The sequence below is a fragment of the Kushneria marisflavi genome (genome assembly GCF_002157205.1).
GTDB lineage: Bacteria > Pseudomonadota > Gammaproteobacteria > Pseudomonadales > Halomonadaceae > Kushneria > Kushneria marisflavi.
Genome location: NZ_CP021358.1, coordinates 1,674,072 through 1,694,407 on the forward strand (window position 1 = coordinate 1,674,072; position 20,336 = coordinate 1,694,407).

At 61.5% G+C, this 20,336-nt stretch carries 16 protein-coding genes; 5 read left to right on the forward strand and 11 right to left on the reverse strand.

The window, feature by feature from the left end:
• Window positions 1-68: 68 nt before the first annotated feature.
• A complete protein-coding gene (locus tag B9H00_RS07680; protein WP_086900166.1) occupies window positions 69-1,148 on the forward strand; it encodes a sulfite oxidase in 1,080 nt (359 codons plus the stop codon).
• Window positions 1,149-1,169: 21 nt separating this feature from the next.
• Here the strand turns inward: B9H00_RS07680 and B9H00_RS07685 are convergent, their stop codons facing one another.
• The 5 genes from B9H00_RS07685 to treA all read right to left on the reverse strand — a co-directional run bounded on the left by B9H00_RS07685 (window position 1,170) and on the right by treA (window position 7,139).
• Complete coding sequence (locus tag B9H00_RS07685; protein ID WP_086900167.1) at window positions 1,170-2,627, reverse strand: amidase; 1,458 nt, start codon at window positions 2,625-2,627, stop codon at window positions 1,170-1,172.
• Between the two features lie 46 nt (window positions 2,628-2,673).
• Window positions 2,674-3,708, reverse strand: coding sequence for a sodium:calcium antiporter (locus B9H00_RS07690; protein ID WP_086900168.1), 1,035 nt, complete (start codon window positions 3,706-3,708; stop codon window positions 2,674-2,676).
• A 105-nt stretch (window positions 3,709-3,813) separates the two neighbouring features.
• A complete protein-coding gene (locus tag B9H00_RS07695) occupies window positions 3,814-4,713 on the reverse strand; it encodes a carbon-nitrogen hydrolase family protein (protein ID WP_086900169.1) in 900 nt (299 codons plus the stop codon).
• Window positions 4,714-4,773: 60 nt separating this feature from the next.
• Window positions 4,774-5,361: a GNAT family N-acetyltransferase gene (locus B9H00_RS07700; RefSeq protein ID WP_086900170.1), complete on the reverse strand. Its 588-nt coding sequence runs from the start codon at window positions 5,359-5,361 to the stop codon at window positions 4,774-4,776.
• Between the two features lie 134 nt (window positions 5,362-5,495).
• Entirely contained in the window at window positions 5,496-7,139 is a 1,644-nt protein-coding gene (treA, locus tag B9H00_RS07705; protein WP_086900171.1) for an alpha,alpha-trehalase TreA, read from the reverse strand.
• Window positions 7,140-7,405: 266 nt separating this feature from the next.
• Between treA and B9H00_RS07710 the strand changes: the two genes are divergently transcribed.
• Together B9H00_RS07710 and B9H00_RS07715 are read left to right on the forward strand one after the other, a co-directional pair.
• Window positions 7,406-8,590: an S-(hydroxymethyl)glutathione dehydrogenase/class III alcohol dehydrogenase gene (locus B9H00_RS07710; protein WP_086900172.1), complete on the forward strand. Its 1,185-nt coding sequence runs from the start codon at window positions 7,406-7,408 to the stop codon at window positions 8,588-8,590.
• A gap of 253 nt (window positions 8,591-8,843) precedes the next feature.
• Entirely contained in the window at window positions 8,844-9,188 is a 345-nt protein-coding gene (locus tag B9H00_RS07715; RefSeq protein WP_147376564.1) for a hypothetical protein, read from the forward strand.
• A 262-nt stretch (window positions 9,189-9,450) separates the two neighbouring features.
• Here the strand turns inward: B9H00_RS07715 and B9H00_RS07720 are convergent, their stop codons facing one another.
• The 5 genes from B9H00_RS07720 to B9H00_RS17180 all read right to left on the reverse strand — a co-directional run bounded on the left by B9H00_RS07720 (window position 9,451) and on the right by B9H00_RS17180 (window position 17,234).
• A complete protein-coding gene (locus B9H00_RS07720; RefSeq protein ID WP_086900173.1) occupies window positions 9,451-10,959 on the reverse strand; it encodes a YifB family Mg chelatase-like AAA ATPase in 1,509 nt (502 codons plus the stop codon).
• A 104-nt stretch (window positions 10,960-11,063) separates the two neighbouring features.
• Window positions 11,064-12,830 (reverse strand): D-lactate dehydrogenase, encoded by a 1,767-nt coding sequence (dld, locus tag B9H00_RS07725; protein ID WP_236944387.1) that lies wholly within the window; start codon window positions 12,828-12,830, stop codon window positions 11,064-11,066.
• Between the two features lie 289 nt (window positions 12,831-13,119).
• Window positions 13,120-14,235 carry a metallophosphoesterase gene (locus B9H00_RS07730; RefSeq protein WP_086900175.1) on the reverse strand — a complete coding sequence of 372 codons (1,116 nt, stop codon included), beginning with the start codon at window positions 14,233-14,235 and terminating at the stop codon, window positions 13,120-13,122.
• 213 nt (window positions 14,236-14,448) lie between these two features.
• Window positions 14,449-16,449 (reverse strand): OPT family oligopeptide transporter, encoded by a 2,001-nt coding sequence (locus tag B9H00_RS07735; RefSeq protein ID WP_086900176.1) that lies wholly within the window; start codon window positions 16,447-16,449, stop codon window positions 14,449-14,451.
• Between the two features lie 263 nt (window positions 16,450-16,712).
• Window positions 16,713-17,234, reverse strand: a complete 522-nt coding sequence (locus tag B9H00_RS17180; protein ID WP_086900177.1) for an accessory factor UbiK family protein — start codon at window positions 17,232-17,234, stop codon at window positions 16,713-16,715.
• Window positions 17,235-17,725: 491 nt separating this feature from the next.
• Here B9H00_RS17180 and B9H00_RS07745 point away from each other — a divergent pair, with 491 nt between their 5' ends.
• On the forward strand, window positions 17,726-18,973 hold the full coding sequence (locus tag B9H00_RS07745) for an ammonium transporter (RefSeq protein ID WP_086900178.1): 1,248 nt from the start codon (window positions 17,726-17,728) through the stop codon (window positions 18,971-18,973).
• A 213-nt stretch (window positions 18,974-19,186) separates the two neighbouring features.
• Entirely contained in the window at window positions 19,187-19,525 is a 339-nt protein-coding gene (glnK, locus tag B9H00_RS07750) for a P-II family nitrogen regulator (protein WP_086621444.1), read from the forward strand.
• Between the two features lie 85 nt (window positions 19,526-19,610).
• Here glnK and B9H00_RS07755 read toward each other — a convergent pair whose 3' ends face one another.
• Window positions 19,611-20,213 (reverse strand): FMN-dependent NADH-azoreductase, encoded by a 603-nt coding sequence (locus B9H00_RS07755; RefSeq protein WP_086621443.1) that lies wholly within the window; start codon window positions 20,211-20,213, stop codon window positions 19,611-19,613.
• Window positions 20,214-20,336 lie beyond the last annotated feature (123 nt).

Sequence of the window (20,336 nt, forward strand, 5' to 3'; positions counted from 1 at the left end):
CATGACCTGTCGTTAAAAGCCACTACGCTCTAGAGAGTCGCCCTTCACGATCTCTGGAGCGTTTTGTCATGAGCCACCATCCCGGCATTTTCAAACCCCTGCCTGCCGAGCACTTCCGACATCCCGATGAGGGCGGCGCCACCAACGCCGAAACCCGTCTGTCCCGGCTGCCGGGCTATCTCACGCCCAATCGCTGGTTCTTTGTGCGCAGCCACTTCGATATTCCCGAGCTCGATGCCAATGACTGGCGGCTGACGCTGACCGGCGATGCCCTGTCGCATGAGCACGTTCTGAGCCTTGCCGACCTTGAAAGACTTCCACGCGTCAGCGTCATCCGCGCCATCGAATGCGCCGGCAATGCGCGCGCCTCCTTTGCCCGTGATTTTGGCACCCCTGCTGAAGGCGCTCAGTGGGGACAGGGCGCGGTGGGCGTGGCAGAGTGGAGCGGTGTGCGCCTGCGCGACGTGCTGGCACTGGCGGGCGTGGAAGAAGGCGCCTTTCATGTTCTGCCGGAAGGCCTCGACAGCGGACGCTTCGCCCGACCGTTGCCGATCGACAAGGCGCTCGCCGATGACACGATCATTGCACTCGCCATGAACGGCGAGCCCCTGCCGATCGATCACGGCTTCCCGGCCCGGCTGGTGGTATCCGGCTGGCTGGGTGCGGCCAGCATCAAATGGCTGGGCCGTCTTGAGGTGTCGCGCCAAACCCTGGATACGTACTGGAACACGCAGGACTACACTCTGGCCGGGCCCGATTATCCGGCCGTGGGAGAGGCTGACGGCATTCCCATTACCACCATGCCGGTCATGAGCCTGGTCGATCTTGAAGACGGTGCGCGGCTCCTTGCCGGCAACACGATCCTGCGCGGACGGGCACTGTCGGGTGAGGGGCAGATTGTTGCCGTCGACTGCCGCCTTGATGACGGCACCTGGCAGAGCGCTACCCTGCACACGCCCAATATTGCAGGTGCATGGGTCTGCTGGTCACTGGATTGCCAGCTCGACGCCGATCGTCACGTTCTACAGGTGCGCGCGCGGGATGATCGCGGTCACGAACAGCCCGAGCACGTCGTCTGGAACGATCATGGCTGTCTTTACAACGCCATTACCCGCATCGCCTTTCATGCTGAAGACCGGTCGGATTAACCCCGTGGCAAGCGCGATGCCTCAATAACCGCTGACCCGGTTCCGGCTTTCATTGAGGCGCTCGGGAAAGCGGGGCGGAAAGGCCGTCATGTACGCCCGACAGGCTCGCAATACGCGAGCGTCATCAAACCGGGCTCCGACCAGCTGAAGCCCGATCGGCAGTCCGGACGCCGTAAAGCCACAGGGTACGGACGCTGCGGGCTGCTGGGTCAGATTGAACGGGTAGGAAAACGGTGTCCATTCCATCCAGTCACGCATACCGCTGCCGGGCGGCACGTTATGGCCGACCTCGAAGGCCGCGATGGGGACACTGGGGGTGAGGATCAGATCATAGCTGTCCAGAAAGTGATCCATGTGGCGGTTGAGCCGGGTACGTGTGGTCTGGGCGCGCAACAGATCGACGGCCGAGAAAGCGCGTCCCCACTCGGCAATTTCCAAAAGTCCCGGATCAAGCAGTTCCTTTTGCTGCGGTGTCATGTCGGCGAGCTGGGTCGCTGACGCCGTGGCCCAGAGAATCCGGTAGGTTTCCAGCGAGCTTTCCACCTCTGGTTCGATGCGATCGACCTGCGCACCCAGCTTTTCCATTTGATGCGCCGCGCGGCCCACGCAGTGAGAGATTTCATCATCGCGCGCGGCAGTCCCCAGCGCCGGGCAAAAGGCAATTTTCAGACCGTCCAGCCGTCCGGCCTCATCACACTGCTCACCCCAGTTCGCGGGCTGGCCCGGCACCGAGAAGTAGTCGTGACCATGAAAGCGTCCGATCACGTTGAGCATCGCGATGGCATCATCAACGGTGCGAGTGAGCGGGCCGATATGCGATAGCGACGCCATGGTGCTCGGCGGCCACTGCGGCACCCACCCGAACGTCGACTTGAAGCCGAACACGCCGGTAAAGGCGGCAGGAATGCGAATCGAGCCACCGCTGTCTCCCCCCTGGTGCAGCACGCCCATGTTGAGCGCCGCGGCCACGGCAGCACCACCGGAAGAGCCGCCGGGGGTCAGGTCGGTGTTCCAGGGGTTACGGGTAATGCCGGTCACGCGGCTGTCGGTGGTCGCCTTCCAGCCAAACTCGGGCGTGGTGGTCTTGCCCAGCAGCACCGCACCGGCCTCGCGAAGGAACTGGGCCGGCGGACCATCATGATCGCAGAGGCCGCCACCGGTCGTCAGCGAACCATCACGTACCGGCATGCCGGCCACCTCGGAAAGATCCTTCATCGAGGCAGGAATGCCATCAAGGGGACCCAGTGGCTCGCCCTGCTGCCAGCGCGATTCACTGTCACGGGCCGCCTTGAGGGCGCCGTCATGATCGACATGACAGAAGGCATTCACCTCACCATTGAAGCGCTCGATTTGCTCAAGCGCCGCCCGGGTCGCCTCGACCGGCGAAGCGCGCCCCGACTCATAAAGCGCGCGCAGCGTTTTTGCATCGCACTCCGCCAGCGGTGTGGAAGTATCGGTATTCGACGATGTTGCCGTCATGCGCTCTCCTTTTTTCCATTGACCGGCAGGACGTGACGGTCCGGACTCATCCCAATAACGTCAGCAGCGCACCAAGACCATAAAGCGCCAGCACTGCCACGCTTTCAAAGCCGATGCCGCCCCAGTTCTGACGTTCACGACGTATCAACCCCATCAGCAACACGCCGGTCATCAAAATGGTAATGGCGATCCATAGCATCACCTGATTCGACATGACGTGATAAATCGACCCGTCTCGATAGGCCACATCCGAGGCAGCGGCAAACAGGGTATCAAAGGCGTTGCCACCGATAATGCCGCCCACCGCCAGCGTCAGGGCGCCGCGACGTACGGCCGCAATCGAGGTCACAAGTTCCGGGAGGGAGGTGGCGATCGCCGTCAGCAGCGCCCCAACCGCCGTGGCCGACAGTCCGGACTCCTGCGCGATGACCGATGCGACCCGTTCCAGCACCAGACCAGTGAGTCCCAGAAGCACTGCCAGCCCCAGAAACTGTCCCCACAGCATCATCAGGCTGCGCTTATCCTGATGCTCCTCAGGCGTATCCTCGAAGGTCTCTCGCGTTCGCTTGGGTCGCCACATGGGATCGTTCTGGGCATCACGCACCTTCAGGAGCCCATAGCCATAGCCGACAAACATCAGTACGGTCACCGGGTGAATGCCCAGGACCGTGAAAGGCGGGGTCCATGCACCGATCAGCAGCATCGCAAGCAGACAGATCAGCAGTGTCGACTGCATCAGATTGCCGATCGACGGGGCGGCATGTTCCAGGTTGGCACGGCGATAGGTGATATCAGCCAGCGCCAAAAAGGCCGTTTGCACTGCGATGCCGCCCAGCGCATTGCTCATTGCCAGCTCCGGCTGGCCACGCGCGGCGGCAGCGACCGAAACCATGATGCCGGACAGCGATGTGGCTGCGCCCAGCATGACCGAACCGGCAATCGCCTCACCCAATCCGGTACGATCGGCCAGCCTGTCGACGATGCCGGTCAACCAGGTACCCACCGTACCGATCACCAGCGCACAAAGGGCAAAAATGCCCAGCGCGGCCATCAATGACAGTGATTCAAGAAAGGCAAACACGCACGGCTCCCATACCCCATGACATCAAAGCCTTAAAGGCTAGTGGGTGCCGCGTTCTGGTGCCAGAAACAGTACTTCAGCCTCGACCGGATGAGTGTTTCAGCATTATTTGCTCTCCCCATCCCCAATGACATATATCCTTGAGGGATCGAACTGTTCGGGCCAATCGCGGCGCAACAGTACCTGACCTTCATCGCGCAGCGACGCAATGGCGGAGAGATCGAGGTCTATATGCAGCCAAGAGCTGCGATCGATGGTGATGTGCTCGCTTTGCGCGACCACGCCACTGGCCGGCATACCGATATCCGCCGGTACATAGAGCCCGGCACGCCCATAGTTGTAATCCAGTGCCTGTGACCAGGCCGCCTCGCCCACCGTAGGTGAGACGGCCACGGCAATCTGGTTTTCCAGCGCCCGCGCCCGTGCGCCGGTACGAACCCGGTAATAGCCGGACTCGGTATCGGTACAGCTGGGTGAGACGATCAGATCCACCCCCTGCTCTGCCAGCAGACGAGCGGCCATGGGAAACTCGTTGTCGTAACAGATCAGAATGCCCAGCTTGCCCAGTGCCGTATCGAACACCTGAAGACCACTGCCGCCTTCAATGCCCCAGTGCTCGCGCTCGAAGCGGGTCATGATCAGCTTGTCCTGGGTGCCGATCAGGCCACTGGGGCCATAAAGCCAGGCACGATTGCGATAGACGCCATCGTCATCCAGTACCGGCGCACTGCCCGGCACCAGATAAATCCCGAAACGCCTCGCCAGCGCCTCGCACTGCTCAAGCCAGGCCGGCAGCATGGGCTGCAGAGCGGCGATGGAAGCATGCAGATCACCGCGAATGTCCGGCGGCATCTGTCCGGTCATGACCAGACTTGAATACTCGGGCATGACCAGCAGCTCGGCGCCTCGAACGGCGGCCTGCTCAATCAACGATTCCAGATGCGCCTGATAGTCGTGTGAGTCTTCAAACAGCTCGATGGCGTACTGACACAAAGCCAGATGCATGGGCGCTCCTAGATAAAAAGATAAGTCTGCCGCCAACGCCTGAAAGCGTTGCGCGTCGCGTCATTCGAGTGTCTTGAGCCAGAAACGCAGCGTCTTGTGGTCCGGCGAAGCGGCATCAATGTCCTGCCACTCATAGCGGGCGTAAAGCTCGGGACGAGGCGTATAGCCGCGTCGCTGCCAGAAGCGGTCCAGCGGCTGATGGTCGCCAGGACGCAGCGGATGATGATCGAGGCGTTCCACGGCGCAAAAGGCCGTATGACGTACGCCGGCAAGCGTTCGGGCGTGTGCCTCGCGTGCCTCGAAAAAGCGCACCCCCAGCCCCTGACCGCGATACTCGGGTAAAAGAATCGACTCGCCAAAATAGCAGACAGTGTCGACATCAAAGCCCTGGTCGATGAAGGGGCGCATGAAGGCCTCGTCCTCGTCTCTCAGCGGCAGCGCCGTGCTCATGCCCACGGCCCGCTCCTCATCAAGCACCAGAACGCAGAGGCTGTCGTCGCTTCGCGCGTAGGTTTCCAGATAGTCGCGCTCATAGTCGAGCGAGCCATCATAAAGATAGGGAAACTCACGAAAGACCTGAATGCGCAGCGCCGCCAGCGCGTCAAGCCACGGCCGGATCCGTGCTCCCTGAAGATGAATCAGCTGCATCGAAACGCCTCCGCGTCGTATCAACGGACCGCTCAGGATAGTCTACCCGGCGCTTCGATGCTGCCCTGAATCGACGCCTGCCTGTCCACAGGCGCCGAGTTTCGAGAGGGTGTGGATAACCTGACCTGTTCGGCTCAGGGGGTTTGAGCGGCCTGCGGGTAGCGTGCCATCAGATCCAGCAGCACCCCGTTGGTCCAGCCGAAGCCGTCAACCACTTCATATTCGCCGCCACCCCCTACTCCGGGATTTTCCACGTTGTACTTCTCTACCAGCTTGCCGGTCTGGTCATAGACACGCTGATTGGTGTCCATCCAGCGTCGGGCGATGGTCGCAGCCAGTGCGGTCTGGCCATAGCGGGCAAGCCCTTCCACCGCCAGCCACTGCAGCGGTGCCCAGCCGTTGGGGGCGTCCCACTGCTCACCGGTGTGACGATTGGTAGTGACCATACCGCCGGGTCTTAAAAGCTCTCGTTTGACGGCGGCGGCTGTCGCATCCGCACGCGCCTGATCGGCCACACCAAAGGCAAGCGGATAGACCATGGCGGCGGAGACCACCTCGCTCAGGCGATGTTCACGCCAGTCATAATCGGTATAGAGGCCGCGATCGGCGTCCCAGAAGACCCGGTTGATCGCCTCGCGACGCGTCTCGGCCAGCTGCTCGAACTGTCTGGCCCGCGCCTGATTGCCTTCGAGCTGCCAGGCATGGGCAAGCGTCTGCTCCAGATGGAACAGCAGCGCGTTGAGGTCCACCGGCAGGAAGTCCCGGGTGGCGATGGTGGTCTGCTGGCTGCCGTCCGCCATCCAGCGCGAGCTGAAATCCCAACCGCTTTCGGCCGCGGCGCGCAGATCACCATAGACCTCGGCCGCCGGCCGGCTTGATGCCTTGTCCGCCAGCGCAATTTCCCCGGCATACGATTCCGGACGCGGCCTGTTTTCACTGCCGTGGTAGCGATTGAGCAACGTGCCGTCCTCGAGTCTGACCGCGTGCTCGCTGGCCTGGTCTGGCGCCAGAGACTCGGCACCGCGCATCCAGTAGTCGTATTCCTGCTCGAGCTCGGGCAGATAGCGCTGATAGACCTCATCCCCATCATGCTCGGCCAGAAGCCCGACCATCGAGGCAAAAAACGGCGGCTGGCTACGGGTGAGGAAATAGGTGCGGGTACCGTTGGGAATAAAACCGTACTGATCGATCAGCCAGGCGAAGTTATCCACCATATCGCGCACCAGGTCATAACGGTCACTATGGGCCAGCCCGAGCATGGTGAAAAAGCTGTCCCAGTAGAACATCTCATTGAAGCGTCCACCCGGCACCACGTATCGATGCGGCAGTACCACCAGGCTGCTCCACTGCCCTTCATCGGTCGCGGCCGGGTCGCGGGTCAGATAGGGCCAGAGATTCCTGATATGTTCATCGATGGGCGTATCGGCACTTTCTGACAGGCGCGCCTCATTTTCGGGCGGCTCGTCGAAATTGTCCTGTACGAAAGCCTCAAGTGCCGCCCGCGACAGCGGACCGTCACTCGTGCGCGCGCGGTAATCCGATACGATCAGGCTCGGGTCACGACGAGGAATGAGATCCACGACCGTTTTTTCGTCGTCATACAGATCGGCCTCGGCAATGGCGACCATGACCGGCCCCCAGGCGCGATCCGGCGACTGGGCTGCGGTTTTGGGATCACCGCCCGCGCCGCCACTGCCGGCACAACCGGCCAGCGCCCATGCCAGTACCAGACCTGCCACAAGGCGGCCTGCCGCTTTTCTCGATATCCGTCCCTGCATGATGATGCCCCGTCCCTGTCTTTTTTATGGCGCCCGATCGCGGCTTTCATATTAGCGCAGGCACATCGAGGTGCGACCCGCCATTGGGCGTAGGCACGACCCTGCTCCCGAGGGGTGGCAACCACACCGAACAGAGCGCTGGAGAAAGCATTTGCACACATAAATGTTATGTTATAACGTTTAATTTAACCGCAGTTACATGACTGTGTGGTTACCTCATCACGGCGCCAATCCCAACGGCCCCGCCATCCGTTACTGGAGGTTTCATGAAAACGCGTGCCGCCATTGCCTGGGAACCCAATCGCCCGCTGGAGATTGAGGAGATCGATCTGGAAGGGCCGAAAGCGGGTGAAGTGCTGGTTCGCATCGTCACCACCAGCCTGTGCCACACCGACATGTTCACCCTTTCCGGGCGCGACCCTGAAGGGCTCTTCCCCTGCGTGCTCGGCCATGAAGGCGTGGGCATCGTCGAAGAAATCGGTCGCGGCGTAACCTCTGTCAAACCGGGCGATCACATCATTCCGCTCTATACCCCGGAAGACCCCAACTGCCCCTACATCCAGTCGGGCAGAACCAATCTGTGCCAGACGATTCGCAAGACCCAGGGGCAGGGCCTGATGCCGGATGGCACCAGTCGTTTCTCCTACAAGGGCAAGACCATTCGTCACTACATGGGCACCAGCACCTTCAGCGAGTACACCGTACTGCCGGAGATTGCAGTGGCGAAAATCAACCCGGAAGCGCCACTGGCCAAGGCCTGCGTAATGGGCTGTGCGGTGCCTACCGGCATTGGTGCGGTACGCAATACCGCGAAGGTCCGCCCCGGCGATACGGTGGCCGTCTTCGGCCTTGGCGCCGTCGGCATGGCAGTCATTCAGGGCGCGAAGCTGCAGGGCGCCGGGCGCATCATCGGCATCGACGTCAACCCGGCCAAGTTTGCGCTGGCCGAGTCGCTGGGAGCCACCGAATGCCTCAACCCGAACGATCACCCCGAGCCGCTGCATGAGGTGATCATCGACATGACCAACGGCGGCGTCGAGTTCTCGTTTGAATGCGTGGGCAACGTCACGCTCATGCGCGCCGCACTCGAGTGCTGCCACAAGGGCTGGGGCGAGAGCATCATCATTGGGGTGGCCGGCGCGGGCGAGGAAATCTCGACGCGGCCCTTCCAGCTGGTGACCGGACGCGTCTGGCGAGGATCAGCCTTTGGCGGGGTGCTCGGTCGCTCGGAGCTGCCGGGCATGGTCGATGAATGGCTCTCCGGCCGCTTCGATGTCGATCCCTACATTACCCACAACATGAGACACGATCAGCTCAACACGGCCTTTGACCTGCTCCATCGCAGTGAGGCCATCCGCTCGGTGATTCACTATCAACCACAGGAGACGATGACCGGTCCCCTGCCAGGCATCACGCTTGGCGAGACGAAAAAAACGCCGGAACCCGTCTAACCCGACGCAATCATCATCAACGACACCGCCTCACAGCAAACGTGAGGCGGTTTTTTTGATGGACGGCCCGGCCCCTCACGAATGCCCTGAAACGGACCCGACCAGGGCCTGATGTTTCGCTGAATCCCTCGATCAGCCTCTCACATAAATGTAAAGTTATGTGTAAAAAGCGCCGATAATGGTAAACAGGCCAATACCACCGGCCTTGAAATCATCACGCTTTTACCCGCGGGCCGACATTATGACATTGACCATGAAAATCCTATGGGCCAGCGCTCTGCTGTTGACGACATCAATGAATGTGATGGCGCAGGGCTACATCAGCGACGAATTCAACACCCCCGGCAGCCAGGCCGTCGCCATCTACACCTGCGCGGTGACCGGCGCAGAAAGAGGGTTTGAGCCACAGGCATTCGACATCCTGCAATCGGCGTTCAAGCAACGAGGCGCCAACATGAAAAGCCGCCAGGCCGAGAACCTGAAAAACGATGCCTACCGCTGGTACAAAAGCGAGCAGGGTCGCTTTGATTTCGACAGCTACTGGCACGGTCAGTGCGCCCCCGTCTTTGCCCGCATGGAGCGCGCCATCAATGCCTGATCAGGGCGCGCCTGAAAGGCGGTATCGGTGAGCGTTTCGGATAACGCAAATCCTTGATGGAAAAGCCTAAAGCGGTCAGGACTTACTGCCGATAGTGAAGGTAACAGCTCGCCGGAAGACTTTCTGTCAGCGTTGTTTATTTGTGAACTGACATCTTCCCTTTCGCCCGGTTACGCTCCCTCGTGCCGGGCTTTTTATTGGCCTTCCGGTTTGATGTTCATGGCATCAAAATGGTTCATGAATCCCCCCCTGACCGTCAACTTTATACATTTCCCCGCCCCATCATCCGATCCAGCTGGCGATAACCAATCGCCTCCATCAAGGCGCCCTTCTCGACCTTTTCCTCGCCGTTCAAATCCGCAATGGTGCGCGCGACCTTGAGCACGCGGTGATACGCCCGCGCCGAGAGATTGAGCCGGGCCAGCACGCCGGAGAGCCACGCACGTTCGTCATCGCCCAGCGCACAGGCGGCTTCCAGCTCGCTGGTGGAAAGATGTGCGTTGAGCCCGCCGCGAGCGTACTGAATCCTTCGCGCGGCCATGACGCGCGCACGCACGGTCTCGGAGTTCTCGCCCTGCGTTTTGGCCGTCAGCTGTTCGGCGGGCAGCGCGGGGACTTCGATCTGTAGATCGATACGATCGAGCAGAGGACCCGAAAGGCGTGCCTGATAGCGCTGAATCTGATTGGGGGTACAGCTGCACTGCTGGCGCGGATCACCGAGATGCCCACAGGGGCACGGGTTCATCGCCGCGACGAGCTGAAACCGTGCCGGGTATTCGCGCTGGTGGCTGGCGCGAGCGATGTGGACTTTTCCGGATTCCAGCGGCTCACGCATGGCCTCCAGCACCTTGCGATCAAACTCCGGCAGTTCATCCAGAAAGAGCACGCCCTGGTGGGCCAGCGAGATCTCCCCCGGCCGGGGCCTTGAGCCGCCACCCACCAGCGCGGCGGGACTGGCACCATGGTGCGGGGCGCGAAACGGGCGCTGGCCCCAGCGCTCGAGAATATCGAGCCCGCAGACCGAGCGAATCGCGGCGACTTCCAGAGATTCACTCTCGGTCAGCGGCGGCAGAATGCCCGCCAGACGGCTCGCCAGCATGGTCTTGCCGGTGCCTGGCGGGCCTGCGAAAAGCAGGTTATGGCCACCGGCCGCGGCGACCTCCAGCGCGCGGCGCGCCTGATGCTGACCGCGCACGTCACACAGATCCGCCGCCGCAAGCGTCGCCATCGGGGGCTCGGTCAGCTGGTGCGGGGCGATACGACGCTCGCCGGTGAGATGGGCCACCACCTCCAGCAGACTGGAGACCGGCAGCACGTCCAGATCGCCGGCGAGTGCGGCTTCATCAGCGTTGGCGGTGGGCAACAGCAGCTGGCGCCCGGCCTCCGCCACCGCCAGCGCCGCCGGCAGGACGCCGGTCACGGCACGCAGCTGACCATCAAGCGCCAGTTCACCTACGCATTCCAGCCTGCCAACGGCCTCCTGCGGGATCTGCCCGGAAGCCACCAGAATGCCGAGTGCGATCGGCAGGTCAAAGCGTCCGCCTTCCTTGGGCAGGTCAGCCGGCGCCAGGTTGAGCGTGATGCGTTTGGCGGGAAACTCGAAGCCTGCGTTGATCAGCGCGCTGCGTACCCGCTCGCGGCTCTCCTTTACCGCTGCCTCGGGCAACCCCACGATGGCCAATCCCGGCAGCCCGTTGGAAAGATGCACTTCAACGACGACTTCAGGGGCCGCCAGCCCGACGCTGGCACGGGTGGGGATAATCGCAAGCATGCAGGGCTCCGGACAGAAGGATCAGCACGCCGCCTCCTGCGGCGTGCATTAGACATCCCTTTACAATCGGCCAGGCCCTGCCATGACTTTAACCGGAACACTTTTCAGGACGGGGAAACCGTCTCTGTCGTCTCACGCTCGCCCCAGTGGCGCTGCTTGCTGGTCTGACCGATACCGGGATTGAAGCAGTTGCACGGATCAAGCTGCTGATAGAACGCGCGCAGGGCCGGTTTGGCGTGATAGAGATGCCCGACATTGTGTTCGGCCGGGTATTCGGCGCCGCGCGCATCCAGCAGTTCCCACATGCGATGCTCGAGCGCCAGACAGTCGGTGCCCTTCCTGACGATGTAGTCCTGATGCATGACGTGACAGAAGAAGTGGCCGTAGTAGAGCTTGTGGATCATCGGCGCGTCCACGTCATCGGGCAGAACTTCGAGCCAGTCGCGCTCATTACGCTTTAGCGCCACATCGAGTGCCACGATATCCTCGACCTCATCACTGTGAATGATGCGATAGCGCCCGGCGGCGCCGGCGGCGGCAAAGCGGTGCAGGAAGGCCTTTTTGCCCTCCTCCGTGCTGCACTCGAAATACTCCCCTTCGCGCGTGGCGAAATGCTGATCGAGCAGTGCCCGCGTACGCGCGATGTTCTCCTCGCCCACCTTGAGCAGCAGATGGTGCTCAAAGCGGTCGCGATAGTCGTTCATGCGCCTGGGCAGATGATCCGGGAACAGCCGGCCGAGCCTTTGCAATACACGATCGGTCACGTAATCCGGCAGAAAGCGCAGCCGATTGCAGACATCATCGATGCGATTCTTGCGATCCCACAGCGCCGGCAGCCGGTGAGTGCCCAGCGTCTGAATGGTGAGAAAGGTGTCCTTGCCATAGTGTTTGGCAATGTCATAGGCGTCGCGATGCATGTACTCACCGGCAATCGGCAGCGTCTCGAAATCAGACAATATCTTTCGGCGCAGGTCGGTCAGCTCAGAGGGATCATTGGTACCGATGTAGAACACCTTTGGGTTTTTCTCCTGCTCGAAGGTGTCCAGGCGCAGGGCGAATACCATCAGTCGCCCTGCGGAGCCTGCGGCTTCATGCAGCCGGCGCGGGTCGGCGTTGAAGCGCGCCGGCGTATCGGCATCGATATCGCGTACGTGCCGGTGGTAGTCCGGATCAGACGCCGCGGCATCGCTTTTGTCGATGTCGGATTCTCGGTAATCGCCGCGCTGCAACCGCTCAAGGACGGTATCCGGATCGTCGCCAAGCCGCACACCCAGATGATTGACCAGCTCAAGCTCACCCGCCTCATTCATGCGCGCATAGAGCGCCATTTCGGTGTAGGCAGGGCCACGCTTGATCAGCGAGCCGCCGGAGTTGTTGCACACCCCGCCAAACACCGAGGCGCCGATGCACGAGGAGCCGATCACCGAGTGCGGCTCGCGCCCCATGGGCGCCAGCGTCTTTTCGAGCTGATCCAGCGTCGCGCCGGGTAAACAGATTACCTGACGGCCCTCATCGATGGGCTGGATGATATTCATGCGCAGCGTACTGACAATCACGATCTCGCGGTCGTAATCGTCGCCGTCCGGCGTGGAGCCCCCGGTCAATCCGGTGTTGGCTGCCTGGGTGATCACGATGCGATCACTTTCCATGCAGGCCTTCAACACCTGCCACTGCTCAACCAGCGTGCCCGGCCTCACCACCGCCAGCGCACGACCGGTCCCGAAGCGAAAGCCGGTGCGATAGCGCCGGGTGCTGACCTCATCGCTGAGCACGAAGTCCCGCCCAACTATTGTCTCCAGCCGGACAATGAAATTCTCGCGCTCGGCCGTATCGGCGGGCTGTCGTTCGAGCATCTGGCACCAGGTCGTCATTGAAGTCTCCGCAACGTCGCCGCATCGAGACCGCCCAGGGCGATCTCGCGGGCCTGAATCATCAGGGGCTTTCCGGCAGGTCGGCATCCGCATGCCCTCGGTCGACGATCGACGCCTCAAACAGCGGTGGCAACATCAGGTAACGAGGCAGGCGTTCCTGTCATGCGGGTGTCGGCACTACATCAGAACATCATTGTGAAACCGATACGTGCTCATGACCAGCCTTCGGAGCACCGCCACAGGCGCCAACGACGTCAACACAGCAGAGCCACGCCGTGACGGAGACCGATCAGCCCCTCTTCAGCGTGATACGGGTCAGCTCCGAGGGCTTGCCCAGGCGCAGGGCAAAACCCATCCACAGCGCCGTACCATTGCTGACATACAGCGTCATGCCGTCCACGTCATAGCGCCCCGACACAAAGCCGTTGTTGGCGCGCGCCACGATTCGATCCATCCCTACAATCATGCCGCCATGGGTGTGGCCGGAAAGCTGCAGGGCCACGCCTTCCCGTGCCGCTGCCCGGGCATTTTTAGGCTGGTGATCAAGCAAAATGATCGGCACATCATCGCCTACGCCTGCAACGGCAGCCGCCACATCCGGCCCGGGCAATCCGCGACTGTTCCCGGCCGGGTCGGTGACACCGGCAATGGCCAGCTTCGCCCCGTCGCGTTCAATGAGCGCATGCGAATTGGACAGACGCTGCATGCCCAGCGACACGTAGTGCTGCATCCAGGCCTCATAGCCGAAATAGTATTCGTGGTTGCCGGGGATCACGAACACACCATCAGACGCACGAAGCCCGGCCAGCGGGGCGACATCGTCACGGCGGTTGTCCAGCGTGCCATCCATCAGATCCCCCGTGATCAGGATGGCATCAGCATTCAGCGCATTGGTGCGCTCAACCACCGCTCGCGTCCAGGCCTCTGGAAAGAGCCCGCTGATATGAAGATCGGTGAGCTGCACGATCTGATAGCCCTCAAACGCCGGCGCAAGCCCCGGAAGGGTGACCTCGATGTCCTTGACCGGCGGCACACGCACGGCCTGCTGCATGCCCCAGATGCCCAGTCCCAGTGCAGCCATACCGATCAGATAGCGCGCCATGGGTGGTGCGGCCATGCGCTGCTGCTTGAACAGCATGGTGATGATCATGACCAGATCCATCAGCAGCTGAAAGACCGCCAGCAGGATCAGCGCCCCAAAGAGTGCATTCATCACCATCGACAGGGGACGCGGGATTTCCGGCGAGAAGATCGATCCGGTGACCCAGCGGCTGATCAGATGCTGCTCGGCCACCACCAGAAGCACCAGCGCCAGGACCAGCTTGATCCAGAGTGGCGCCGTCAGCGGCAATAAATAACGAAGTGCAACAACGGCCCAGGGCAGGGCAGCCACCAGATGAAACATGGCGCATGACTCTTTTGATGGAATAAGTGGGAGCGAACACGGTCTGCAAAGGATAGCGGACGAACGAATACCCCATGATCCAGAAGTCTCATGCCACTGTCCTGAGTCGATCAGGCTGGGCCAGGCCGCCGTATCAACCTGTCTGCTGAAACGCCTCTCTGAAATGATCGCGCCCCACCTGCAGGTGGGGCGCGATCATTCAGGGCACCGCCGTTACGCGCGCGTCGCGGTAATGCGTTGATAGAAGGCCATACAGGCCGCGGCAAAGACGATAAAACCCAGCCATTGAGCGGTGTCGGCAAAATCACTGCCGACCAGCGCCAGTGGTGCCTCACTGCCGGTAAAGCCGATCACGCCAGCCATCAGTACGCCCATCAGGCTTTCCCCCACGATCAACCCCGAGGCCAGCAGCACGCCACGCTGCTGCGCGTGCTCGCGTGTGGCCGCCTCCCTGCGCGCCAGGCGGCGGGCGACACACCAGGAGAGCAGTGCCCCGATCACCAGCGGCATATTCACACTCGGCGGCAGATAGATGCCAAGCCCCACCGCCAGCACCGGCAGCCGGGCCGTACCGCCTCGACGGCGCAGCAGCTCATCCACGCCGATCAGCACCGCGCCCAGCGCCACGCCGATCAGCAGCATGTGGGTGTTGAGATCATGATTGAAGATACCACTGGCGATCTGCGACATCAGTGTCGCCTGCGGTGCGGCCAGCGCCTGGGCGGGGTCCATGCCCTCACGCGGCAACGCACCGGTAAAGCCATAGGCGTTGTATAAAAGCGTCAGCACCGGCGGGATGATCAGCGCACCGACCACACAGCCAATGATCAGTACCAGCTGCTGGCGCCAGGGCGTGGCCCCGACCAGATAGCCGGTTTTCAGATCCTGCAGATTGTCATTGGAGATCGCGGCGATGGCCAGAATCACCGACGTGGTAAAAAGCGCCAGCCCGACTGCCAGCTGTCCGCCAGCGGCCCCGGCAATGTCGGTGCTCACCCCGGACAGCGCCAGAATCAGCAGCGAGACCAGAATCACCGCGATGATACCGATGCCGGAGATCGGGCTGCTGGAAGAGCCGACCAGCCCCGCCATGTAGCCACAGGCCGCGGCGATCAGAAACCCGAAGACAAACGCAAACAGCACGCAGCCGATCACCAGTGACCAGAAGGCCAGCGATGACAGCCCCGGTGCATTGTCCTGAAGGAAGACCGCAAAGACCGCCACCAGCGCGATCAAAAGCACACCGGCGAGCCCCAGTATCCACACGCCCGGCAGATCACGATCGGTGCGCTCGATGGTGCTTTTGTCCGGTCGGGCAGAGGCGGCCAGCGCGTGTTTCAGACCCTCAAACAGTGCCTTCGACAGCGTGCCCAGCGTCCAGAGGGCGGCAATCGCGATCGTCCCCGCGCCCATGAAGCGCACATCGCTGGACCACAGCGCCATGCCCAGCTCGCTCAGCGACTGTCCCGGTGCCTGGGCGTGCGTCAGCGTCAGCCAGGGCACCGCCACGCCCCAGGCGATCAAAAGGCCGGTCAGCAGCGCCATACCACCCACAATGCCGACCAGATAACCCGCGCCTACCAGCGCCAGCGAAAAGCCGGTAGAGAGCTGAAAGGCGGCGCGACCGGCGCTGAACCACAGGCTGATACCATCGGCGAGCACCCGAAAGCCGCTGGCCAGCAGCGTAAAGACCGCTGCCGCCACACCGCCCAGAACAATATCACCGGCACCGGTGCCCTGGCGTTTGCCGCCATCGTCCTGAGCGGGGCGCTCACCGACCTTGAGAATCTCGGCAGCAGCGACCCCCTCCGGATAGGGCAGTGAACTCTGCACCACCATGACCCGCCGCAGCGGAATGGTATACAGCACGCCCAGGATGCCGCCGATGGCGCAGATCGAAAAGGCCTGCCAGAACGGAAAGCCGGCCCAGAAGCCGATCATCAAAAGCCCGGGCAGCACAAAGATGATTGCCGAGAGCGTTCCGGCCGCCGAGGCCTGGGTCTGCACCATATTGTTTTCGAGGATATTGGCATTGCGGCAGTAGCGCAGTACCGCCATGGAGATCACCGCCGCCGGAATCGAGGAAGCGAAGGTCAGCCCCACCTTGAGGCCGAGATAAACATTGGAGGCGGTAAAGACCACCGTAATCAGAGCCCCCAGCACGATGCCGCGCAGGGTCATTTCGGGCAGCGCCTGCCCGTGAGCATGAGACATTTAAACCACTCCTGATGCGTACGCGCCCTGCTGACCCGGCGCCTATGGGGCAACCATCGCAACCGCTGGCACGCACCATGACAATGCCCGACAAGCTTTGACGGACCTTAAGGTGTATCGCAAGGGGAGGGTTTTACTTCATTTGCAGGCAAAACGTCGAGCCCTGCTGGCTCTGCAACCGATCGGATCGGCTTTCAGCGCCAGCCAAAACAACAGCACCGCCCGGTGGGCGGTGCTGAAAGGACGGGCCTGACCGAACCTCTTCAGTCGGCGGTACCCTGTCCGCTTTGATCGTCAGAGCCCGAGGCGCGCTTGCCACTGCCACGGGTGGTCTTGCCGGCAGATTTGGAGGCTGCAGCGCCAGAGCCCGCCTTGCCGGCGGCTGTCGAGGCACTGTCCTGGGACGCATCGCTGCCAACTGACGCTGCGGGTGCATCATGTTCACCGGCCAGGCGCTCGGCCTCGGCGGTCGTACTGGCACCACCGGGTGCTGCGGCAGCACTCATTTCCGACGGTGTGGCCGCGCCGGGCTTGCCATCACGCTCGTCGAGGGCAGCCTCCAGACGGGTTACCTGCTTTTCGAGCGCTTCCACACGTGAACGGGTGCGCTGAAGCACTTCCATCATGACATCGAAGTCCTCGCGCGAGACCAGCTCCATGCGGTCAAAGGCGCTGCGCATGGCGCTTTGCACCGTGCGCTGAATTTCTTCGGGTCCGCGGGAGACGTCCTGCAGACGCTCACCGACCTGTTGCGCCAGTCGTCCAAAAATATCGTGCTTTGCCATGTCTGCCCTTCCTCTGATTGTCTGCGTTCCCTGAAAGAGAGGGTCGCCTGCCTCGCACCCGGGGATGCATGACGACAGTACCTGTCTACAGGATACGCAACATGACGCCGGAACGCCTAAAAACCGCAGCGCACCAAAAGCGAGCACCCGCCGGCGCCAACCATGCCATTTTAGTGCACACAAACACTCTTCATGCGCAATTGTGGTGCTTACATGAAATTACCAAAGCCACAACCCTTAAGTAACTTCATGTTTTTAAAGCACTCACCTTACGGTGGCACATTGCCTGCCATGTAATGCCCAGGCGCTGGTCAGCCCGAGCAGGCAATCGAGACAGGGATGAATATCCCGCCCCCTCTCGCAACGCCTGCATGACGCCGAATGATCGCACGCCACCGGATCCTTCGTGACCTCGCCTGATGTCATCTGACTTCGTACCGGCGAACGTGGCATTGACGCCGTCCAGACTCCGGCTGCAAGGATATAATCACATGAACGAACTTGTAGAAGTGCAGTACGCACTTGATACCTTTTACTTTCTGATCTGTGGTGCGCTGGTGCTATGGATGGCTGCCGGCTTCTCGATGCTGGAAGCCGGTCTTGTGCGGGCCAAGAACACCACCGAGATCCTGACCAAGAACATGGCGCTGTTTGCCATTGCCTGCACCATGTACATGCTGGTCGGCTATCACATTGTCTACCTGGGTGATGGCAGCAGTTTCCTGCCCGACTTCGGCTTTCTGATTGGCGCCGAACACAGCGCGGATGATGTGCTCACAAGCGGCGGTGACACCTACTATGCCGCCCGCTCGGATTTCTTCTTCCAGGTCGTCTTTGTGGCCACGGCCATGTCGATCGTCTCAGGCGCTGTCGCCGAGCGCATGAAGCTCTGGTCCTTTTTGCTCTTTTCGGTCTTCATGACCGGTCTGATCTATCCGGTTCAGGCCTACTGGTCCTGGGGCGGCGGCTTTTTGAGCGAGGCCGGCTTCAGCGATTACGCCGGTTCCGGCATCGTGCACCTGTGCGGTGCAGCCGCAGCTCTGGCCGGTGTACTAGTCCTTGGTCCGCGTCATGGCAAATACGGCAAGAACGGTGCCATCAACGCCATTCCGGGTGCCAATATGCCGCTGGCCACGCTGGGCACCTTCATCCTGTGGCTGGGCTGGCTGGGCTTTAACGGCGGCTCGGAACTCAAGCTTTCCGATATCAGCAGTGCCAACGCCGTGGCTCAGGTCTTTGCCAATACCAATGCCGCCGCCAGCGGTGGCGTGATTGCTGCCCTGATTCTGGCCCGTATCTGGTTCCGCAAGGCCGATCTCACCATGGGCCTCAACGGTGCGCTGGCAGGGCTTGTGGCGATCACCGCCGGGCCGTCTGCGCCAGGCATTCTGGCCGCTACCCTGATCGGTGCCGTGGGCGGTCTGCTGGTCGTGTTTGCCATCGTGGCACTGGACAAGCTGCGCATTGATGATCCGGTCGGTGCCATTTCGGTGCATGGTGTCGTGGGTATCTGGGGGCTGCTGGCCGTGCCGCTGACCGACAGCGAGGCTGGTTTCGGCGCTCAGCTTCTGGGCATGGCGACCATCTTCATCTGGACCTTTGTGGCAAGTCTTGTCGTCTGGCTGGCCATCAAGGCCGTCATGGGAGTACGTGTCAGCGCAGAAGAAGAGTATGAAGGCGTGGATGTCGCTGAATGTGGACTGGAAGCCTATCCTGAATTCACCGGTGGCAAGCGCTAGGCCGCTTTTCAAGGCACAGGGCCCGGGCGCCCGACATGGGCACCCGGGCCATGCCCTGGCATGCGAAAGCCGTCGCCACCATGGTCACATGGCAGAAGGATTCGGCGCCGGGTGTAATCATGCTTTTTCAAACCGGCAACCGGCACTGTATGCTTGAGCGACAGGGGCGCCGGCTCCGCCCAATTCAAAGACGATCAGGTGAGGACACGAAAGATGAAACTGGTATCTGCCATCATCAAACCCTTCAAGCTCGATGACGTACGCGAGTCGCTCTCCGAGGTTGGCGTTCAGGGGATTACCGTGACAGAGGTCAAGGGCTTCGGTCGTCAGAAAGGCCATACCGAGCTCTATCGCGGTGCCGAGTACGTGGTCGATTTCCTGCCCAAGGTCAAGATCGAGGTCGCCGTGGACGATGCCATGGTCGATCAGATCATCGAAGCCATCACCTCGGTGGCCAACACCGGCAAGATCGGTGACGGCAAGATCTTCGTGGCCCCGCTTGAGCAGGTCATCCGTATCCGTACCGGCGAAACCGGTCAGGATGCGGTCTGATCTCTCCCGAAAGACAGACATGAAAAAACCCGCCAATCGGCGGGTTTTTTCATGAGCGTGGCAGCGTTTGAAGCGACCGCACTGCTTACAGTGACAGCGCGTCGATATCAGCACGAGCAGACGACTGCGCGGCGCTGACCGCGTCTTCACCCATTCCCAGACCTTCGGCATAGATGAACTCGATGTCGGTCATGCCCAGAAAGCCCAGAAAGGTTCGCAGATAGGGCGTGACCAGATCATGATCGGTGTCGCGATGCAGCCCGCCACGGGTGGTCAAAACGATCACGCGCTTGCCGGTGATAAAGCCTTCTGGGCCCTGCTCGGTGTAGCGAAAGGTTACCCCGGCACGCGCCACGAAATCACACCATGTCTTGAGCTGGGTCGGGATGTTGAAGTTATACATCGGGGCCGTCACGACGATGGTGTCGTGGCTCTTGAGCTCCTCGACCAGCGTATCGGACAGTGCCAGCGCGTCCTGCTGGGATTGCGTCGGCTCGGCGATACTGCCGCGCAGCGCGGCCATCAGCTCGGCGTCGAGTACCTCGACCGGCGTGGCGGCCAGGTCGCGAACGGTAATGCTGCCGGCGCCATGACGGCTTTCAAAACGATCGCCCAGATAATCCGCCAGCTGGCTGGACTGGGAATATTCACCAAGAATGCTGGACTTGAGAATCAGTGCTTTCGACATGTCTTTATCCTTGAAAGTGATACACGACGATGGAATGGCGCCACTCTACACGTCCATTTAATTGAAGGTGAAGCGCAATCATTGCCGCCCTTGATTCGATTTTTTCGAATGCCATTGAAGCAT

Bases quoted from the DNA above. Each gene is read 5' to 3' on its own strand.
- B9H00_RS07680 (WP_086900166.1), top strand. From the start codon at position 69: ATGAGCCACCATCCCGGCATTTTCAAACCCCTGCCTGCCGAGCACTTC.
- B9H00_RS07685 (WP_086900167.1), bottom strand. From the start codon at position 2,627: ATGACGGCAACATCGTCGAATACCGATACTTCCACACCGCTGGCGGAG.
- B9H00_RS07695 (WP_086900169.1), bottom strand. From the start codon at position 4,713: ATGCATCTGGCTTTGTGTCAGTACGCCATCGAGCTGTTTGAAGACTCA.
- B9H00_RS07700 (WP_086900170.1), bottom strand. From the start codon at position 5,361: ATGCAGCTGATTCATCTTCAGGGAGCACGGATCCGGCCGTGGCTTGAC.
- treA (WP_086900171.1), bottom strand. From the start codon at position 7,139: ATGCAGGGACGGATATCGAGAAAAGCGGCAGGCCGCCTTGTGGCAGGT.
- B9H00_RS07710 (WP_086900172.1), top strand. From the start codon at position 7,406: ATGAAAACGCGTGCCGCCATTGCCTGGGAACCCAATCGCCCGCTGGAG.
- B9H00_RS07715 (WP_147376564.1), top strand. From the start codon at position 8,844: ATGAAAATCCTATGGGCCAGCGCTCTGCTGTTGACGACATCAATGAAT.
- B9H00_RS07720 (WP_086900173.1), bottom strand. From the start codon at position 10,959: ATGCTTGCGATTATCCCCACCCGTGCCAGCGTCGGGCTGGCGGCCCCT.
- dld (WP_236944387.1), bottom strand. From the start codon at position 12,830: ATGACGACCTGGTGCCAGATGCTCGAACGACAGCCCGCCGATACGGCC.
- B9H00_RS07730 (WP_086900175.1), bottom strand. From the start codon at position 14,235: ATGTTTCATCTGGTGGCTGCCCTGCCCTGGGCCGTTGTTGCACTTCGT.
- B9H00_RS07735 (WP_086900176.1), bottom strand. From the start codon at position 16,449: ATGTCTCATGCTCACGGGCAGGCGCTGCCCGAAATGACCCTGCGCGGC.
- B9H00_RS17180 (WP_086900177.1), bottom strand. From the start codon at position 17,234: ATGGCAAAGCACGATATTTTTGGACGACTGGCGCAACAGGTCGGTGAG.
- B9H00_RS07745 (WP_086900178.1), top strand. From the start codon at position 17,726: ATGAACGAACTTGTAGAAGTGCAGTACGCACTTGATACCTTTTACTTT.
- glnK (WP_086621444.1), top strand. From the start codon at position 19,187: ATGAAACTGGTATCTGCCATCATCAAACCCTTCAAGCTCGATGACGTA.
- B9H00_RS07755 (WP_086621443.1), bottom strand. From the start codon at position 20,213: ATGTCGAAAGCACTGATTCTCAAGTCCAGCATTCTTGGTGAATATTCC.